The following is a 14,093-nucleotide window of genomic DNA, read 5'->3' as shown; positions in this document are numbered from 1 at the left end:
TTGGCCCAGAACCCGACAAGATCGAGCAACGTTGCGACGCCCGATTCAGCCGACATACCGGCGCCTGTCAGAATGACGATTTTGGGTCTGGCTTGGTCGGCCGCACCAGGTGCGCTCAAACCCGCGTGCCGCCTACCGTCATCTGGTTCATCCTGAGATGCGGCTGGCCGACGCCGACCGGGACGCCCTGTCCGCCCTTGCCGCACATGCCGATGCCGGTATCGAGCTTCATGTCGTTGCCGATCATGGACACGCGGTGCATGGCGTCCGGCCCATTGCCGATCAGCATCGCGCCCTTGATCGGCTGCGTCACCTTGCCGTTCTCGATCATGTAGGCCTCGGTGCAGCCGAACACGAACTTGCCCGAGGTGATGTCGACCTGACCGCCGCCGAAGGAGACGGCGTAAATACCGTTCTTGACCGAGGCGATGATTTCGTCCGGCTCCATGTCACCCGCCGTCATGAAGGTGTTGGTCATGCGCGGCATCGGCTGGTGGGCATAGCCTTCGCGCCGGCCGTTGCCGGTGGCATTCATGCCCATCAACCGGGCGTTCTGGCGATCCTGCATGTAGCCGACCAGTTTGCCGTCCTCGATCAGCACGTTGCGCGCCGTCGGGGTCCCTTCATCGTCGACGGTGAGCGACCCGCGCCTCTCCGGCATGGTGCCGTCGTCGACGACTGTCACTCCCTTGGCGGCGACTTGCTGGCCCATCAGGCCGGCGAAAGCCGAGGTCTTCTTGCGGTTGAAGTCACCTTCCAGCCCATGGCCGACGGCCTCGTGCAGCATGACGCCCGGCCAGCCGCTGGACAGGACGATGTCGAAGGTGCCGGCCGGCGCCGGTATGGCCTCGAGATTGACCAGCGCTTGCCTCAGCGCCTCCTTGGCGGCGTGCTTCCAGCTGTCCTCGACAAGGAAGTCGTCAAAGGCCTTGCGTCCGCCCATGCCATAGGAGCCGCTCTCCTGGCGGTCGCCATCGCCGACGACGACAGAGACGTGGACACGGACCTGCGGGCGGATATCGCGCACCACCTGGCCATCGGCGCGCACGATCTCGACATGCTGCCAGGATGAGGACAGCGAGGCCGAAACCTGGCGCACGCGCGCATCCTCGGCGCGCAGCCAGGCGTCGATTTCCTGCAGCAGCTTTGCCTTGACCTCGAAGGAGGGCGAGGGGATCGGATTCTCCTCGCCATAGAGGTGGCGGTTGGTGCGGGCCGGCGCCGCGGCCAGCGTGCCGGAATAGCCGCCCTTGACGGTTGAAACAGCGTCGGCGGCGCGCAGCAGCGAGGCCTCGGAAAGGTCGCTGGAATGGGCATAGCCGCTGGCTTCGCCGGCGACGGCGCGCAGGCCAAACCCCTGGTCGGTGTTGAAATTGGCCGTCTTTAGCCGACCGTTGTCGAACATCAGCGCTTCGCTCTCGCTGTATTCGAGAAACAGTTCGCCGTCGTCGGCGCCACTGATGGTCTCAGTGACGATCTGCTTGATGCGATCGTCTGAAATGTCGAATTGGCCGATCAGGCTGTTCATGGCGCGTCCGTTCACAGTAGGAATGCTTCTTTGCCACGATGTAGGCGCGAAGAGGCGCCGAGACAATCGCCCCGCCGCATTGTGAAGACAAATGCGATCGCCGACAAATCGTCGAAGTTACTTTTGGCTGATGAAGTCCTTGATGTCGCTGGCCATTGAATCCCAGTTCGCGAACTGTTCCTCAAGGTTGGCCCTGGTGATGCCGCCAAGGAAGCTGACATCCATCCTGACGTTGGATTCTTCGCAAGCGCCGAGCTCTCAGGGCAGGGCGGCGAAACCGTCAGCAAAACCCTTGAGGTCGACGGGGATGCCGATGCCTTCTTCCGGGGTCTGGAAGACGATGAAGGTGGCCGACGTCCCGGTCTTCAGCGTGTCAAGCAGCGGCTTTTCGAGAATGACTTCGGCATAGCAGCCATCCTGGAAACAGCGCACGAAATAGGCGCGGCCGATATCCTTGCCGTCGACATTGAGGCCGAGCCCGTTGGGCAAAAGCACGCCGAGTGGCGCCAGCACGCGCAGGATCTCAGCCTTGTTGTCGGCGGTGCGCAGCACGACCACCGACAGCCCCATCTCGGGACGGTCCTCGGCGACGACGTTCTGCATCATCACGCATTGCTCGGAGGTGGCGCCGGCCGGCGTGTCGCAGATGATCGACCACGCGCCGTGCGTCGACCGGACGGTGCCACTCGGCTGCGCGGCATTGGCCTGGCTTGACAAGCCGATGACAGGCTGGCCGATGACAGACGGGCCGATGACGGACCAGGCGGCGAGAAAGATGACCTTCGCCAAGATTCTCGAAAGCGCCAAGATTCTCGAAAGCGCCAAGATTCTCGAAAGCGCAAGTCTCGAAAGCCAAGAGTTCATGACGGCTCCATTGCGAATCACGGCACTTTAAGCCGCGCCAAAGCCAAGTAAAGGACGAGACCGCAACCGGTCTGCCCCGAAACAGCCAATACGGCGCTTTTCCTAGCCAATTTCGCCCGAATTGCGACGGTCGGCACGCCCGGCCCGCAGGAATGTGGCCATGGCAGAACATATGCGATTCGGAACCGTTGCCGCTGCCTTCAAAGGCGCATCCGGGCTTGCGCGCAAAAATGCCGCACGGTTTCGCCCGCTCCTTTCTTGCGGAGGGAAAAAGAGTATGGTTTGAACCACCTTGAGACAGTCGGGATTCCCGTCCCGGCATTGTTCGATATTCTCGTGGGCACAGCCGCGAGGAACTGGGAGACGATGAGGGCGATGAGAAAATTCCTAGCAGGCGCAATTGCCGCTACCACGTTTTTCGCCGGCGCATCCGCCCATGCCGATCAGCCCAGGGAATGGGAGACCGGCTTTCAGGCGCCGGCGACCGATATGATGCGGCAGATCGAGTGGTTCGGGAACTACACGATGTGGTTCATCGTTCCGATCACCATACTGGTGCTGTGTCTGCTTGCGTATTGCATCTTGAAATTCCGCGCGAGCGTGAACCCGGTTCCCTCCAAAACCAGCCACAACACGCTGATCGAGGTGATCTGGACCGTCGGCCCGGTCGTCATCCTGCTCTGCATCGCCATTCCTTCGTTCCAGCTGCTGACGGCTCAGTATACGCCGCCGGAAGACGCAAAGCTGACGGTCAAGGCGACCGGCAACCAGTGGAACTGGGACTACGAATACCAGACCGAGAACACGATTTCCTTCAACTCCGCGATCCTGCAGGAAGCCGACCGGGCAGCTGCCGGTAAGGAAGATCGCAAGATCTATCCGCGCCTGCTCGCCGTCGACAACGAGATGGTTGTGCCGGTCAACACCATGACCCGCGTCCTGGTCACCGCAACGGACGTGATCCACTCCTTCGCCATGCCCTCGTTCGGAATCAAGATGGATGCGGTTCCCGGCCGCACCAACGAGACCTGGTTCAAGGCCGACAAGGAGGGCCTCTACTACGGCCAGTGCTCGCAGCTGTGCGGCAAGGATCACGCTTTCATGCCCATCGCCATCCGCGTCGTCTCCGACGCGCAATTCAAAAGCTGGCTGGCGGAAGCCAAGACCAACCTGCCGGGCGCCAACAAGGCGCTGATGGCTGAGGTCGACGGCCAGAACAAGGTAGCGGCCGCCGGCAACTGATGCCGCAGCCAACAAAAGATCAGGGAACGGAGCGGAACATGGCAGACGCTGCAGCTCACGACGACCACGACCACAAGCCGTATCACGGCTGGGTCCGGTGGGTGTATTCCACCAACCACAAGGACATCGGCACGCTCTATCTGATCTTTGCGATCTTCGCCGGCATCGTCGGCGGTGCCTTGTCGGTTGCCATTCGCATGGAGCTGCAGGAGCCGGGGATCCAGATTTTCAGCGGCCTCGCACAGATGGTCTACGGCATGAACGGCGATGCCGCGATCGACGGCGGCAAGAGCATGTACAACGCCTTCGCCACCGCGCACGCGCTGATCATGATCTTCTTCATGGTCATGCCGGCCCTGATCGGCGGTTTTGCCAACTGGATGGTGCCGATCATGATCGGCGCGCCTGACATGGCCTTCCCGCGCATGAACAACATCTCGTTCTGGCTGCTGCCGCCGGCCTTCCTGCTTCTGATCGCCTCGGCCTTCATGCCGAGCGCGCCTGGCGCCTATGGCGTCGGTGGCGGCTGGACGCTTTATCCGCCGCTGTCGACTTCGGGCCAGCCCGGGCCGGCGATGGATCTGGCGATCCTGTCGATCCACATTGCCGGTGCCTCCTCGATCCTTGGCGCCATCAATTTCATCACCACCATCTTCAACATGCGCGCGCCCGGCATGACGATGCACAAGATGCCGCTGTTCGCCTGGTCGGTGCTGGTCACCGCCTTCCTGCTGCTGTTGTCGCTCCCGGTGCTTGCAGGCGGCATCACCATGCTCCTGACCGACCGTAACTTCGGCACGACCTTCTTCGCGCCCGACGGCGGCGGCGATCCGATCCTGTTCCAGCACCTGTTCTGGTTCTTCGGTCACCCTGAAGTCTACATCCTGATCCTGCCGGGCTTCGGCATCATCAGCCACATCGTCTCGACCTTCTCGAAGAAGCCGGTGTTCGGCTACCTCGGCATGGCCTACGCGATGGTCGCCATCGGCGCGGTCGGCTTCATCGTCTGGGCCCACCACATGTATACGACCGGCCTGTCGCTCGACACCCAGCGCTACTTCGTCTTCGCCACGATGGTCATCGCGGTTCCGACGGGCGTGAAGATCTTCTCCTGGATCGCCACGATGTGGGGCGGATCGATTTCGCTGAAGCCGCCGATGCTGTGGGCCCTGGGCTTCATCTTCCTGTTCACGATTGGCGGCGTCACCGGCGTCCAGCTGGCCAATGCCGGTCTCGACCGTTCGCTGCACGACACCTATTTCGTGATTGCGCACTTCCACTACGTGCTGTCGCTGGGCGCGGTCTTCGCCATCTTCGCCGGCTGGTACTACTGGTTCCCGAAGATGACCGGCTACATGTATTCCTTCGCCATCGCCAACACCCATTTCTGGGTCACCTTCGTCGGCGTCAACCTGATCTTCTTCCCGCAGCATTTCCTCGGCCTTGCCGGCATGCCGCGCCGCACCATCGACTATCCCGACGCGTTTGCCGGCTGGAACATGGTGTCGTCCTACGGCTCGTATATTTCGGCCGTCGGTGTGGCGATCTTCCTCTACGGCGTGTTCGAGGCTTTCCAGAAGAAGCGGGTCGCCGGTGCCAATCCGTGGGGCGAAGGCGCCACGACGCTTGAATGGCAGCTGCCTTCGCCGCCGCCCTTCCACCAGTGGGAGCAGCTGCCGAAGATCAAGTAAGGCGGCAGCCTCCATGGAATCGAAACCGCCGGCCTGCCGGCGGTTTTGGCCAAACGGAATGATGGACTTGAGTACGCATGGCCCTAGTCGACGAAACCAGTATTGACGAAGCGGGCTTCCGCATGTCGGAAGCGACGGCGGGCGATTTCTTCGCCCTGCTGAAGCCGCGCGTCATGTCGCTGGTGGTGTTCACCGCGTTCGTCGGACTGGTCGCGGCGCCGGTGACCATCAATCCGTTACTGGCGGTGATCGCCATCCTGTCGATCGCCATCGGCGCCGGGGCCTCCGGCGCGCTCAACATGTGGTACGATGCCGACATCGACGCGGTGATGACGCGCACCGCCTCTCGTCCGGTGCCGGCCGGCCGCATCCGGCCGGGCGAAGCGCTGAGTTTCGGGCTGGTCCTGTCGGTGCTGTCGGTGATGACGCTGGGTGTGCTGGTCAACTGGCTGTCGGCGACCCTGCTGGCCTTCACGATCTTCTTCTACGCCGTCGTCTATACGATGTGGCTCAAGCGCTGGACGCCGCAGAACATCGTCATCGGCGGCGCTGCCGGTGCCATTCCGCCTGTCATTGGCTGGGCCGCGGTAACCGGAAGCGTCAGCCTGGAAAGCTTTGTCCTGTTCCTGATCATCTTCCTGTGGACTCCGCCGCATTTCTGGGCGCTGGCGCTGTTCAAGTCCGAGGACTATGCCCGCGCCGGCATTCCGATGATGCCGAACGTCGCCGGCCAGGCTTCGACCCGCCGCCAGATCTTTGCCTACGCGCTGCTGCTGGCGCCGGTCGGCGTGCTGCCATGGGTCCTGGGCTACACCACGCCGGTCTATGGCGTGGCCGCCGTGCTGCTTGGGTTGGGTTTTGTCTGGTACGCGTGGAAAGTGCTTGGCATGGCCGACGACGACCGCGTGATGAAGCCGGCCAAGGCGTTGTTCGCCTATTCGCTGCTCTATCTCTTCGCCATTTTCGCCGCCTATCTCGCCGACAGCGTCCTTGAGCGCGCTCTTGCCATGGGTGGAGCATGACCATGATCGAAGAAAAGCTCGAGCTGGTCACGCTGACCGAGCGGCAGAGGAAAGCCAGACGCAATCGTTCTGTCGCCATCGGCCTGGCGCTGGCGGTGCTGGTGATCATTTTCTACATCGCGACGATCGTGAAATTCGGTCATCACCCTGGCTCGATGTGAGAACACGATGAGCCAGGTGACCGCCAGCAGGAAGAACACCAACCGCGTCGTCGCGTTTGTCTGCCTTGCCTTCTTCGGCGGCATGATCGGCATGGCCTATGCCGCGGTGCCGCTCTACAAGATGTTCTGCCAGGCGACGGGCTATGGTGGCACCACAAGACGTGTCACGCAGCAATATGCGAACCGGGTGCTCGACCGTGACATCGTTGTCCGTTTCGACGCCAACATCGCCGGCGTGCCCTGGGATTTTCAGCCGGTCGACCGGTCGATGACGATGAAGATCGGCGAGACCGTGCAGGCGCACTATCAAGCCACCAACAAGTTCGATCGCCCCGTTACCGGCCGCGCCACGTTCAATGTGCAGCCGGAACTGGCGGGGCCCTACTTCAACAAGGTCGAGTGCTTCTGCTTCACGGATACGACGCTGAAGCCCGGCGAGACGCTGGACATGCCGGTCGTGTTCTATGTGGATCCCGATATCGTAAATGTACCGGAACTGAAGGACGTGAAGACAATCACCCTGTCCTATACGATGTTCCCGGTGGAGAAGAGCAAGCCGGTCGCGTCATCAGTGCCGGTCCAAGGCAGCAGCAAGACAATTTCGAATACCGAAGCAAATCTCGGGGGTTGATATGGCAGACGCGCACGCAAAACCACACCATGACTACCATCTCGTCGACCCGAGCCCATGGCCGTTCCTGGGGTCCATCGGCGCGCTGGTGACCGCAATCGGCGGTGTCTGCCTGATGCAGTATCTCAAGGCCGGCGACTTCCCGATCTTCGGCTTCAACATCGCCAATCCGTGGCTGTTCTTCATCGGCCTGGCGATCGTCCTCTACACCATGTTCGCCTGGTGGTCGGACACGATCAAGGAAGCGCATGAGGGCCATCACACGCGTGTCGTGTCGCTGCATCTGCGCTATGGCATGATCATGTTCATCGCCTCCGAGGTGATGTTCTTCGTCGCCTGGTTCTGGGCCTACTTCGACGCCAGCCTGTTTCCGGGCGAGGTGCAGCAATACGCGCGCACCGCGTTTACCGGCGGTGTCTGGCCGCCGAAGGGCATGGAGGTTCTCGATCCCTTCCACCTGCCGCTCTACAACACCATCATCCTGCTGCTGTCGGGCACCACGGTGACCTGGGCGCACCATTCGCTGATCCATGGCGATCGCAAGGGGCTGATCAACGGCCTAGTGCTGACCGTCGGCCTCGGCATGCTGTTCACCATGGTGCAGGCCTACGAGTACATTCATGCTCCGTTCGCCTTCAAGGATTCCATCTACGGCGCCACCTTCTTCATGGCGACCGGCTTCCATGGCTTCCACGTCATCATCGGCACCATCTTCCTCCTGGTTTGCCTGATCAGGGCGATGAAGGGTGATTTCACCCCCAAGCAGCATTTCGGCTTCGAGGCGGCCGCCTGGTATTGGCACTTCGTCGACGTCGTCTGGCTGTTCCTGTTCTCAGCGATCTATGTCTGGGGATCGGCCGGCGCGGTGATCGAAGCCCACTGATTTCGACCTGAGCAAAACAAAGTGCCCCATCCCGAGAAATCGGGATGGAACAGGCTCCAGGATTTCAAAAAAAGGCGGCCGCGGCGACGTGGCCGCCTTCTTCATTTCGGCGCAATGATCGCCGATCGCTGGCCGATGCGGCTAGCTCTTCTCTGTGCCATTTACGCGTGCATGATCGCCACAGCGCCGGCCCTTGCTGGCGAGAAAGTCAATCTGGTGCGTGTCGACAAGTCGGACCGGCGGCTGGAACTGATCGGCGACGGCAAAATCCTGCGAAGCTACAGCATCGCGCTCGGCGGCGATCCGCTTGGGCACAAGCACGAGGAGGGTGATCAACGCACACCGGAGGGGCGCTATGTCCTCGACTGGCGCAACCCGAACAGCATCGCCCACAAGTCGATCCATATCTCCTATCCCAATGCCGGCGATCTGGCCGCCGCGAAGACGCGCAGTGTCGATGCGGGAGGCATGATCATGATCCACGGCCAGCCAAACGGTTTCGGCTGGTGGGGCTGGCTGCTTCAATTGGTCGACTGGACCGACGGCTGCATTGCGGTTACGGACTCCGATATGGACGAAATCTGGGCGATGGTGGCCGATGGGACGCCGATCGAGATCGAGCGGTAAGCAATGAGCGAGGACAAGGCGATCTGGCCGCCGATCGATCCGATCTCGGCCGGCTTGCACGGGCGCTGCCCGCGCTGCGGCGAGGGGCAGCTGTTTTCCGGCTTCCTCACCGTTGGCAAGCGCTGTACCAATTGCGGCCTCGACTATTCCTACGCCGATGCCGGCGACGGGCCGGCGGTCTTCGTCATCCTGATCATTGGTTTCATCATCGTCGGCCTGGCGCTCTGGGTCGAAGTGACGCTGAGCCCGCCGCTCTGGCTGCATCTGCTGCTCTGGATCCCGCTGGCTGTTGCGCTGTGCCTGACGGCGCTTCGGCTGATCAAGGGCGTGCTGCTGACGCTGCAATACCGCAACAAGGCGGCCGAGGGCCAGCTGGATCGCGGCGAATGATCGAGGCATCCGTTGGAGCTGGCGGCCGCTCCCGGCCAAGGACGGCATTGCTGCTTGGCCTTGGGCTGGTGCTGTTGGCTGTCCTGCTGGCGCTCGGCACCTGGCAGGTCCAGCGCCTGCACTGGAAGGAAGGCCTTCTGCAGACCATCGACCAGCGTACGCACTCGGCGCCGCAACCGCTTGCCGTGGTCGAAAGAGAGTTCGCCTCGACCGGGGACGTCGACTATACGCCGGTGACCGTCAGCGGCACCTTGCTGCATTCCGGCGAGCGGCATTTCTACGCCACCTGGGAAGGCGAAGCCGGCTTCAACGTCTACACGCCGCTGGCCCTCGAGGATGGTCGCTTCGTGCTGATCAATCGCGGCTTCGTGCCTTACGATCTCAAGGATGCCGCCAAGCGCGCCAAGGGGCAGGTGACGGGCGAGGTGACGGTCACCGGCCTCGCCCGCAATCCGCTGCCGGCAAAGCCGTCGATGATGCTTCCCGACAACGACGTGGCGAAGAACATCTTCTACTGGAAGGACCGCGACGCGATGGCAGCGAGCGCCGGGCTGCCGGCGGGCGCCACGCTGGTGCCGATCTTCATCGACGCCGACAAGACGCCGAATCCGGGCGGATTGCCGGTCGGCGGCGTCACCATCATCGATCTGCCGAACAGCCATCTGCAATATGCGATGACCTGGTATGGCCTCGCTGCCGCACTTGCCGCCGTGCTCATCCTGCGACTTCGCCGTCCCGCGAAAGAAGAATGAAGGCGACCGCCGCCCCCCTTTCTACCGATGCACTTGACAGGGCAGGGGTAGGCACCTCATTTCGGCTTTGATCAACCGGCCAGGATTTAATGCTTCAGACAACCACCAAGCCTCCCCTGACGATCCGGCTCTGCCAGCCGCGTGGTTTTTGCGCCGGCGTCGACCGCGCCATACAGATCGTCGTGCTGGCGCTGAAGAAATATGGCGCGCCGGTCTATGTTCGCCATGAGATCGTGCACAACCGTTACGTCGTCGAGGGACTGCAAAGCCTTGGCGCCGTCTTCATCGAAGAGCTCTCCGAGATTCCTGCCGAACATAGGCAGAGCCCGGTCGTGTTCTCGGCGCATGGCGTGCCGAAATCGGTGCCGGCGGACGCACAGGCGCGCAACCTCTTCTATCTCGACGCCACGTGCCCGCTGGTGTCGAAGGTCCACAAGCAGGCGATGCGCCATCAGCGGCTTGGCCGCCATGTGCTGCTCATCGGCCATGCCGGACATCCCGAGGTGATCGGCACCATGGGCCAGCTGCCCGACGGCGCGGTGACGCTAATAGAGACGGAGGCCGATGCCGCGAAGCTTGCGCCTGCCGATCCGCAGGCGCTCGGCTTCGTTACCCAGACCACGTTGTCGGTCGAGGACACCGCCGGCATCATCCGTGCCTTGCAGGATCGCTTTCCGCAATTGCATGCCCCGGCGGCGGAATCGATCTGCTACGCCACCACCAACCGCCAGGAGGCGGTCAAAGAGACCGCCGCCGGCGCTGATCTCTACCTGATCGTCGGCGCGCCCAATTCCTCCAATTCGCGACGCCTAGTCGAAGTGGCGGAGCGTGCCGGCGCCTCGATGTCGCTTCTCGTACAGCGCGCCGCCGAGATTCCGTGGAATGACATCGCCGGCATCTCGACGCTTGGCCTGTCGGCTGGAGCGTCGGCGCCGGAGATCATCGTCGACGAGATCATCGACGCGTTCCGCCAGCGCTTCGACGTCACCATCGACCTGGCCATCACGGCCACGGAAACGGAGGATTTTCCGGTCATGCGGGTACTGCGCGATGTCGAACTGACGCGAGCCGACATGGCTTTCGTCAATGGAGCCGCGTAAGGCACATGGCGGTCTACACCGACGTTGCCGAAGGCGAACTCGGCGCATTCCTGAAGCACTATCCGGTCGGTAATCTCCTATCCTACAAGGGCATTGCCGAAGGGACCGAGAACTCGAACTTCCTGCTGCACACCTCCAGCGGCTCCTACATCCTGACGCTCTATGAAAAGCGCGTCGAGAAGGCGGATCTGCCGTTTTTTCTCGGGTTGATGGGCCATCTTGCCAAAAAAGGCGTCTCTTGCCCGTTGCCGGTGACCGCACATGACGGCAGCGTTATCGGCACGCTCGCCGGCCGGCCGGCGGTCATCATCACCTTCCTCGAAGGGCTCTCGCTGCGGCGGCCGACATCAACGCATTGCGGCGAGGTCGGCAAGGCCCTGGCGGCCCTGCATCTGGCCGGAGCCGACTTTTCGATGACGCGCTCAAACGCACTCGCCATCGACGGCTGGCGCAAGCTTTGGAACGCCGCCCGCGACCGCGCCGACGAGGTTGAGCCGGGCCTGGCGGCCGAGGTCGATGCCGACTTCGCCGAATTCGAGCGGAACTGGCCGAAAGACCTTCCCCAAGGCATCATCCATGCCGATCTTTTCCCGGACAATGTGTTCTTCCTCGGCGAGAAGCTTTCCGGCCTGATCGACTTCTATTTCGCCTGCGACGACCTCTACGCCTACGATGTCGCCACCTGCCTCAACGCCTGGTGCTTCGAGAAGGATTTTTCCTTCAACCTGACCAAGGGCAAGGCATTGCTGGCCGGCTATCAGAGCGTGCGTCCCCTGAGCGACCAGGAAAAGGCGGCGCTGCCGATGCTGGCGCGCGGCTCGGCGCTGCGCTTCATGCTGACCCGGCTCTACGACTGGTTGACCGTCCCCAATGGCGGGCTGGTGATGAAACGCGATCCGACCGAATATATCCGCAGGATGCGATTCCATCGGGCGATCAGGTCTCCTTCGGAATATGGATTGGCATGAGCAAACACGTTGAGATCTTCACCGACGGCGCCTGTTCGGGCAATCCTGGCCCTGGCGGCTGGGGCGCGATCCTGCGCTTCAACGGCACCACCAAGGAGCTTTCCGGAGGCGAGGCGGAGACCACAAACAACCGCATGGAACTGCTCGCCGCCATCTCGGCGCTGAATGCGTTGAAGGAACCTTGCACGGTCGACCTTCACACCGACAGCAAATACGTCATGGATGGCATTTCCAAGTGGATCCACGGCTGGAAGAAGAACGGCTGGAAGACCGCCGACAAGAAGCCGGTCAAGAATGGCGAACTGTGGCAGGCGCTGGATGAGGCCAACAGGCGTCACAAGGTGACCTGGAACTGGGTCAAGGGCCATGCCGGCCATGCCGAGAACGAGCGTGCCGACGAGCTTGCGCGTGAAGGCATGGCGCCGTTCAAGAAAGGCCCGGTCAAGCCGGCTGCAGCGCCAAGGCCAGTTGCGCAGGCAAAACAGCCGGTTGTGGCGAAGGCGCGGCGCTCGACCCAGAGTTATTGAACTCAGGAGAAGGTCAGCACTCTCAGGCAGGGAGCCTCGATCATGCCGATCCTGTATTATGTCACGCATCCCCAGGTTCAGGTCGATGCCAACATTCCCGTGCCGGAATGGGGGTTGTCCGACATCGGACGAGCGAGAGCGGTTGCAATGCTCGAACAGCCCTGGGTCGGGTCGATCCGGCGCATCGTGTCGTAGGCTGAACGCAAGGCACTGGAGACCGCCGAAATCCTCGCGACGCATCTCGGCCTTGCCATCGAGGTGAGGGAACGGATGCATGAGAACGACCGATCGGCGACGGGGTTTTTGCCGCCGCCCGAGTTCGAAGCGGTCGCGGACCAGTTCTTCGCCAATCCTCATGACAGCATTCGCGGATGGGAGCGGGCCATCGATGCACAGCATCGCATCGTAAGCGAGGTCGATGCTGTGCTCGGCACCGCCGACGCGGGCGACATTGCCTTCGTGGGCCATGGGGGAGTCGGAACGCTGCTGCTGCTCGCCCTCAGCGGTCGGCAAATCAGCCGCGAAGCGGATCAACCGGCGGGCGGCGGCAACCACTTCGCCTACGATGTCGGCGCACGCCGCCTTGTCCACGGATGGCAGCCGATCGACGGGCCGGTTCAGCGTCGCGACGACTAACTTCGCTTCAGCGGATCAGCAGCACCGTGCCGTAAAGCCCGAGCGCGAACACCGTGTGCGACACCAGGTTGAGGGCGCGGATCTGCATCGGGTTGGGCCGTTTCGAGGCGGCCCAGCCGGCACCCATGCCAGGCGCCAGCAGGAACCAGCCGGCGCCGACGGTGACGATGCCGAGGATGAAGGCGGGCAGGAAGGTCGGCGCCGCCAGCCATGCCGTTCCGGCCAGCGCGACCAGGATGATGCCGTAGACGATGCCGACAAGATAATGAAAGGCCCATCCCAGCGCCACTTCCTGCGCGTACGGCTTTGCATCGCCGATATCGTCGTGAAAGACCTTGCCTTCCCTGAGATGCCACACCCAGCGGCCGACCAGGCCCCAGTTCGGTCGTGGCTGGGCAAACACCGTGTTCAGGAAAATCGCCCATATATCCATCAGCGCCGTGGCGCCGATGCCGATCGCGATACTGCGCCAGAAGATGTCAGACATCGTCGCGGTCCCCCCAAAGCTGTCGGGCGAGGCCTTGCGGTCCTGGCCCGACGCCGCCGCCGAGATTTTAGAGCTGTCCCAGAAGATGAGCCGCGCCGGACTCGTCGACCCCGGGCTTGGTCTCGACATTGAGCGCGGTGACCTTGCCGTCATCGACGATCATCGAAAACCGCTTCGAGCGCAGTCCCATGCCACCTGCGGAAAGGTCGTTGTCGAGGCCAACCGCCTTGGCGAAGTCGCCGCTGCCGTCGGCGAGGAACAGGATCTTGCCTTCGCCGCCGGTAAAGCGCGCCCAGGCGCCCATGACATGGACGTCGTTGACCGAAACGACGGCGATGGTATCGACGCCGCGTGCCAGGATGGCGTCATGGTTTTCGAGATAGCCGGGCAAATGGTTGTTGCTGCAGGTCGGCGTGAAGGCGCCCGGAACACCGAAAAGCACAATCTTCTTGCCTGTGAAAATCTCGGCCGACGTGATCGGCTTCGCGCCGTCGGCGGTCATCGTCTTGAAGGTCACATCAGGCAGCTTGTCGCCAACGGAAATGGTCATGAGTTCCTCGTCTGGAAAAAGGGGGAGGTCGTGT

At 62.4% G+C, this 14,093-nt stretch carries 17 protein-coding genes and 1 pseudogene; 13 read left to right on the top strand and 5 right to left on the bottom strand.

Going from position 1 to position 14,093, the window contains the following annotated elements; genetic code table 11:
• Window positions 1-115 precede the first annotated feature (115 nt).
• The 3 genes from tldD to HNQ71_RS04740 all read right to left on the bottom strand — a co-directional run bounded on the left by tldD (window position 116) and on the right by HNQ71_RS04740 (window position 2,392).
• Window positions 116-1,528: a metalloprotease TldD gene (gene tldD, locus HNQ71_RS04745; RefSeq protein WP_184871404.1), complete on the bottom strand. Its 1,413-nt coding sequence runs from the start codon at window positions 1,526-1,528 to the stop codon at window positions 116-118.
• Between the two features lie 117 nt (window positions 1,529-1,645).
• The gene (locus HNQ71_RS34700; RefSeq protein WP_246461188.1) at window positions 1,646-1,753 is read right to left on the bottom strand and encodes a YbjN domain-containing protein; all 108 of its coding nucleotides are present in this window, start codon (window positions 1,751-1,753) and stop codon (window positions 1,646-1,648) included.
• A gap of 33 nt (window positions 1,754-1,786) precedes the next feature.
• Complete coding sequence (locus HNQ71_RS04740; RefSeq protein ID WP_184871403.1) at window positions 1,787-2,392, bottom strand: invasion associated locus B family protein; 606 nt, start codon at window positions 2,390-2,392, stop codon at window positions 1,787-1,789.
• A gap of 375 nt (window positions 2,393-2,767) precedes the next feature.
• On the opposite strand from HNQ71_RS04740, the gene coxB reads away from it, so the two are divergent.
• From coxB to HNQ71_RS04675, 13 genes and pseudogenes are all read left to right on the top strand, one after another.
• Complete coding sequence (coxB, locus tag HNQ71_RS04735) at window positions 2,768-3,634, top strand: cytochrome c oxidase subunit II (RefSeq protein WP_246461187.1); 867 nt, start codon at window positions 2,768-2,770, stop codon at window positions 3,632-3,634.
• Between the two features lie 38 nt (window positions 3,635-3,672).
• Window positions 3,673-5,325 carry a cytochrome c oxidase subunit I gene (gene ctaD / locus HNQ71_RS04730; RefSeq protein ID WP_184871401.1) on the top strand — a complete coding sequence of 551 codons (1,653 nt, stop codon included), beginning with the start codon at window positions 3,673-3,675 and terminating at the stop codon, window positions 5,323-5,325.
• Window positions 5,326-5,402: 77 nt separating this feature from the next.
• Complete coding sequence (locus tag HNQ71_RS04725) at window positions 5,403-6,347, top strand: heme o synthase (RefSeq protein WP_184871400.1); 945 nt, start codon at window positions 5,403-5,405, stop codon at window positions 6,345-6,347.
• A gap of 2 nt (window positions 6,348-6,349) precedes the next feature.
• The gene (locus HNQ71_RS04720; protein ID WP_095091991.1) at window positions 6,350-6,508 is read left to right on the top strand and encodes a hypothetical protein; all 159 of its coding nucleotides are present in this window, start codon (window positions 6,350-6,352) and stop codon (window positions 6,506-6,508) included.
• Window positions 6,509-6,515: 7 nt separating this feature from the next.
• Window positions 6,516-7,139, top strand: a complete 624-nt coding sequence (locus tag HNQ71_RS04715; RefSeq protein ID WP_184871399.1) for a cytochrome c oxidase assembly protein — start codon at window positions 6,516-6,518, stop codon at window positions 7,137-7,139.
• Window position 7,140: 1 nt separating this feature from the next.
• Window positions 7,141-8,022 (top strand): cytochrome c oxidase subunit 3, encoded by an 882-nt coding sequence (locus HNQ71_RS04710; protein WP_184871398.1) that lies wholly within the window; start codon window positions 7,141-7,143, stop codon window positions 8,020-8,022.
• Window positions 8,023-8,193: 171 nt separating this feature from the next.
• Window positions 8,194-8,649 (top strand): L,D-transpeptidase family protein, encoded by a 456-nt coding sequence (locus tag HNQ71_RS04705; protein ID WP_425492179.1) that lies wholly within the window; start codon window positions 8,194-8,196, stop codon window positions 8,647-8,649.
• Between the two features lie 3 nt (window positions 8,650-8,652).
• Complete coding sequence (locus HNQ71_RS04700; protein WP_184871396.1) at window positions 8,653-9,039, top strand: DUF983 domain-containing protein; 387 nt, start codon at window positions 8,653-8,655, stop codon at window positions 9,037-9,039.
• Window positions 9,036-9,791, top strand: coding sequence for an SURF1 family protein (locus tag HNQ71_RS04695; RefSeq protein WP_184871395.1), 756 nt, complete (start codon window positions 9,036-9,038; stop codon window positions 9,789-9,791). The genes HNQ71_RS04700 and HNQ71_RS04695 overlap by 4 nt, the downstream gene beginning before the upstream one ends.
• Window positions 9,792-9,880: 89 nt before the next feature.
• Window positions 9,881-10,891 (top strand): 4-hydroxy-3-methylbut-2-enyl diphosphate reductase, encoded by a 1,011-nt coding sequence (gene ispH, locus HNQ71_RS04690; RefSeq protein ID WP_111546004.1) that lies wholly within the window; start codon window positions 9,881-9,883, stop codon window positions 10,889-10,891.
• A 5-nt stretch (window positions 10,892-10,896) separates the two neighbouring features.
• Complete coding sequence (locus tag HNQ71_RS04685) at window positions 10,897-11,859, top strand: homoserine kinase (protein ID WP_184871394.1); 963 nt, start codon at window positions 10,897-10,899, stop codon at window positions 11,857-11,859.
• The gene (gene rnhA, locus HNQ71_RS04680) at window positions 11,856-12,386 is read left to right on the top strand and encodes a ribonuclease HI (protein WP_184871393.1); all 531 of its coding nucleotides are present in this window, start codon (window positions 11,856-11,858) and stop codon (window positions 12,384-12,386) included. The genes HNQ71_RS04685 and rnhA overlap by 4 nt, the downstream gene beginning before the upstream one ends.
• A 42-nt stretch (window positions 12,387-12,428) precedes the next feature.
• Window positions 12,429-13,022 (top strand): annotated as a pseudogene (locus HNQ71_RS04675) (histidine phosphatase family protein).
• A 7-nt stretch (window positions 13,023-13,029) separates the two neighbouring features.
• Here the strand turns inward: HNQ71_RS04675 and HNQ71_RS04670 are convergent.
• Together HNQ71_RS04670 and HNQ71_RS04665 are read right to left on the bottom strand one after the other, a co-directional pair.
• Window positions 13,030-13,509: a DUF2938 domain-containing protein gene (locus HNQ71_RS04670; protein ID WP_184871392.1), complete on the bottom strand. Its 480-nt coding sequence runs from the start codon at window positions 13,507-13,509 to the stop codon at window positions 13,030-13,032.
• Window positions 13,510-13,576: 67 nt separating this feature from the next.
• A complete protein-coding gene (locus tag HNQ71_RS04665) occupies window positions 13,577-14,059 on the bottom strand; it encodes a peroxiredoxin (protein ID WP_184871391.1) in 483 nt (160 codons plus the stop codon).
• Between the last annotated feature and the right edge of the window lie 34 nt (window positions 14,060-14,093).

This window comes from Mesorhizobium sangaii (genome assembly GCF_014207355.1).
GTDB lineage: Bacteria > Pseudomonadota > Alphaproteobacteria > Rhizobiales > Rhizobiaceae > Mesorhizobium > Mesorhizobium sangaii.
This window is presented reverse-complemented; position numbering and strand designations above follow the sequence as displayed.

What these genes read in the sequence shown, in the direction of transcription:
- HNQ71_RS04710 (WP_184871398.1), top strand. Translation starts at nt 7,141, where the DNA reads ATGGCAGACGCGCACGCAAAACCACACCATGACTACCATCTCGTCGAC.
- HNQ71_RS04725 (WP_184871400.1), top strand. Translation starts at nt 5,403, where the DNA reads ATGGCCCTAGTCGACGAAACCAGTATTGACGAAGCGGGCTTCCGCATG.
- HNQ71_RS04715 (WP_184871399.1), top strand. Translation starts at nt 6,516, where the DNA reads ATGAGCCAGGTGACCGCCAGCAGGAAGAACACCAACCGCGTCGTCGCG.
- HNQ71_RS04740 (WP_184871403.1), bottom strand. Translation starts at nt 2,392, where the DNA reads ATGAACTCTTGGCTTTCGAGACTTGCGCTTTCGAGAATCTTGGCGCTT.
- HNQ71_RS04720 (WP_095091991.1), top strand. Translation starts at nt 6,350, where the DNA reads ATGATCGAAGAAAAGCTCGAGCTGGTCACGCTGACCGAGCGGCAGAGG.
- HNQ71_RS04670 (WP_184871392.1), bottom strand. Translation starts at nt 13,509, where the DNA reads ATGTCTGACATCTTCTGGCGCAGTATCGCGATCGGCATCGGCGCCACG.
- HNQ71_RS34700 (WP_246461188.1), bottom strand. Translation starts at nt 1,753, where the DNA reads ATGGATGTCAGCTTCCTTGGCGGCATCACCAGGGCCAACCTTGAGGAA.
- HNQ71_RS04705 (WP_425492179.1), top strand. Translation starts at nt 8,194, where the DNA reads ATGATCGCCACAGCGCCGGCCCTTGCTGGCGAGAAAGTCAATCTGGTG.
- coxB (WP_246461187.1), top strand. Translation starts at nt 2,768, where the DNA reads ATGAGAAAATTCCTAGCAGGCGCAATTGCCGCTACCACGTTTTTCGCC.
- HNQ71_RS04665 (WP_184871391.1), bottom strand. Translation starts at nt 14,059, where the DNA reads ATGACCATTTCCGTTGGCGACAAGCTGCCTGATGTGACCTTCAAGACG.
- HNQ71_RS04685 (WP_184871394.1), top strand. Translation starts at nt 10,897, where the DNA reads ATGGCGGTCTACACCGACGTTGCCGAAGGCGAACTCGGCGCATTCCTG.
- HNQ71_RS04695 (WP_184871395.1), top strand. Translation starts at nt 9,036, where the DNA reads ATGATCGAGGCATCCGTTGGAGCTGGCGGCCGCTCCCGGCCAAGGACG.
- rnhA (WP_184871393.1), top strand. Translation starts at nt 11,856, where the DNA reads ATGAGCAAACACGTTGAGATCTTCACCGACGGCGCCTGTTCGGGCAAT.
- tldD (WP_184871404.1), bottom strand. Translation starts at nt 1,528, where the DNA reads ATGAACAGCCTGATCGGCCAATTCGACATTTCAGACGATCGCATCAAG.
- HNQ71_RS04700 (WP_184871396.1), top strand. Translation starts at nt 8,653, where the DNA reads ATGAGCGAGGACAAGGCGATCTGGCCGCCGATCGATCCGATCTCGGCC.
- ctaD (WP_184871401.1), top strand. Translation starts at nt 3,673, where the DNA reads ATGGCAGACGCTGCAGCTCACGACGACCACGACCACAAGCCGTATCAC.
- ispH (WP_111546004.1), top strand. Translation starts at nt 9,881, where the DNA reads ATGCTTCAGACAACCACCAAGCCTCCCCTGACGATCCGGCTCTGCCAG.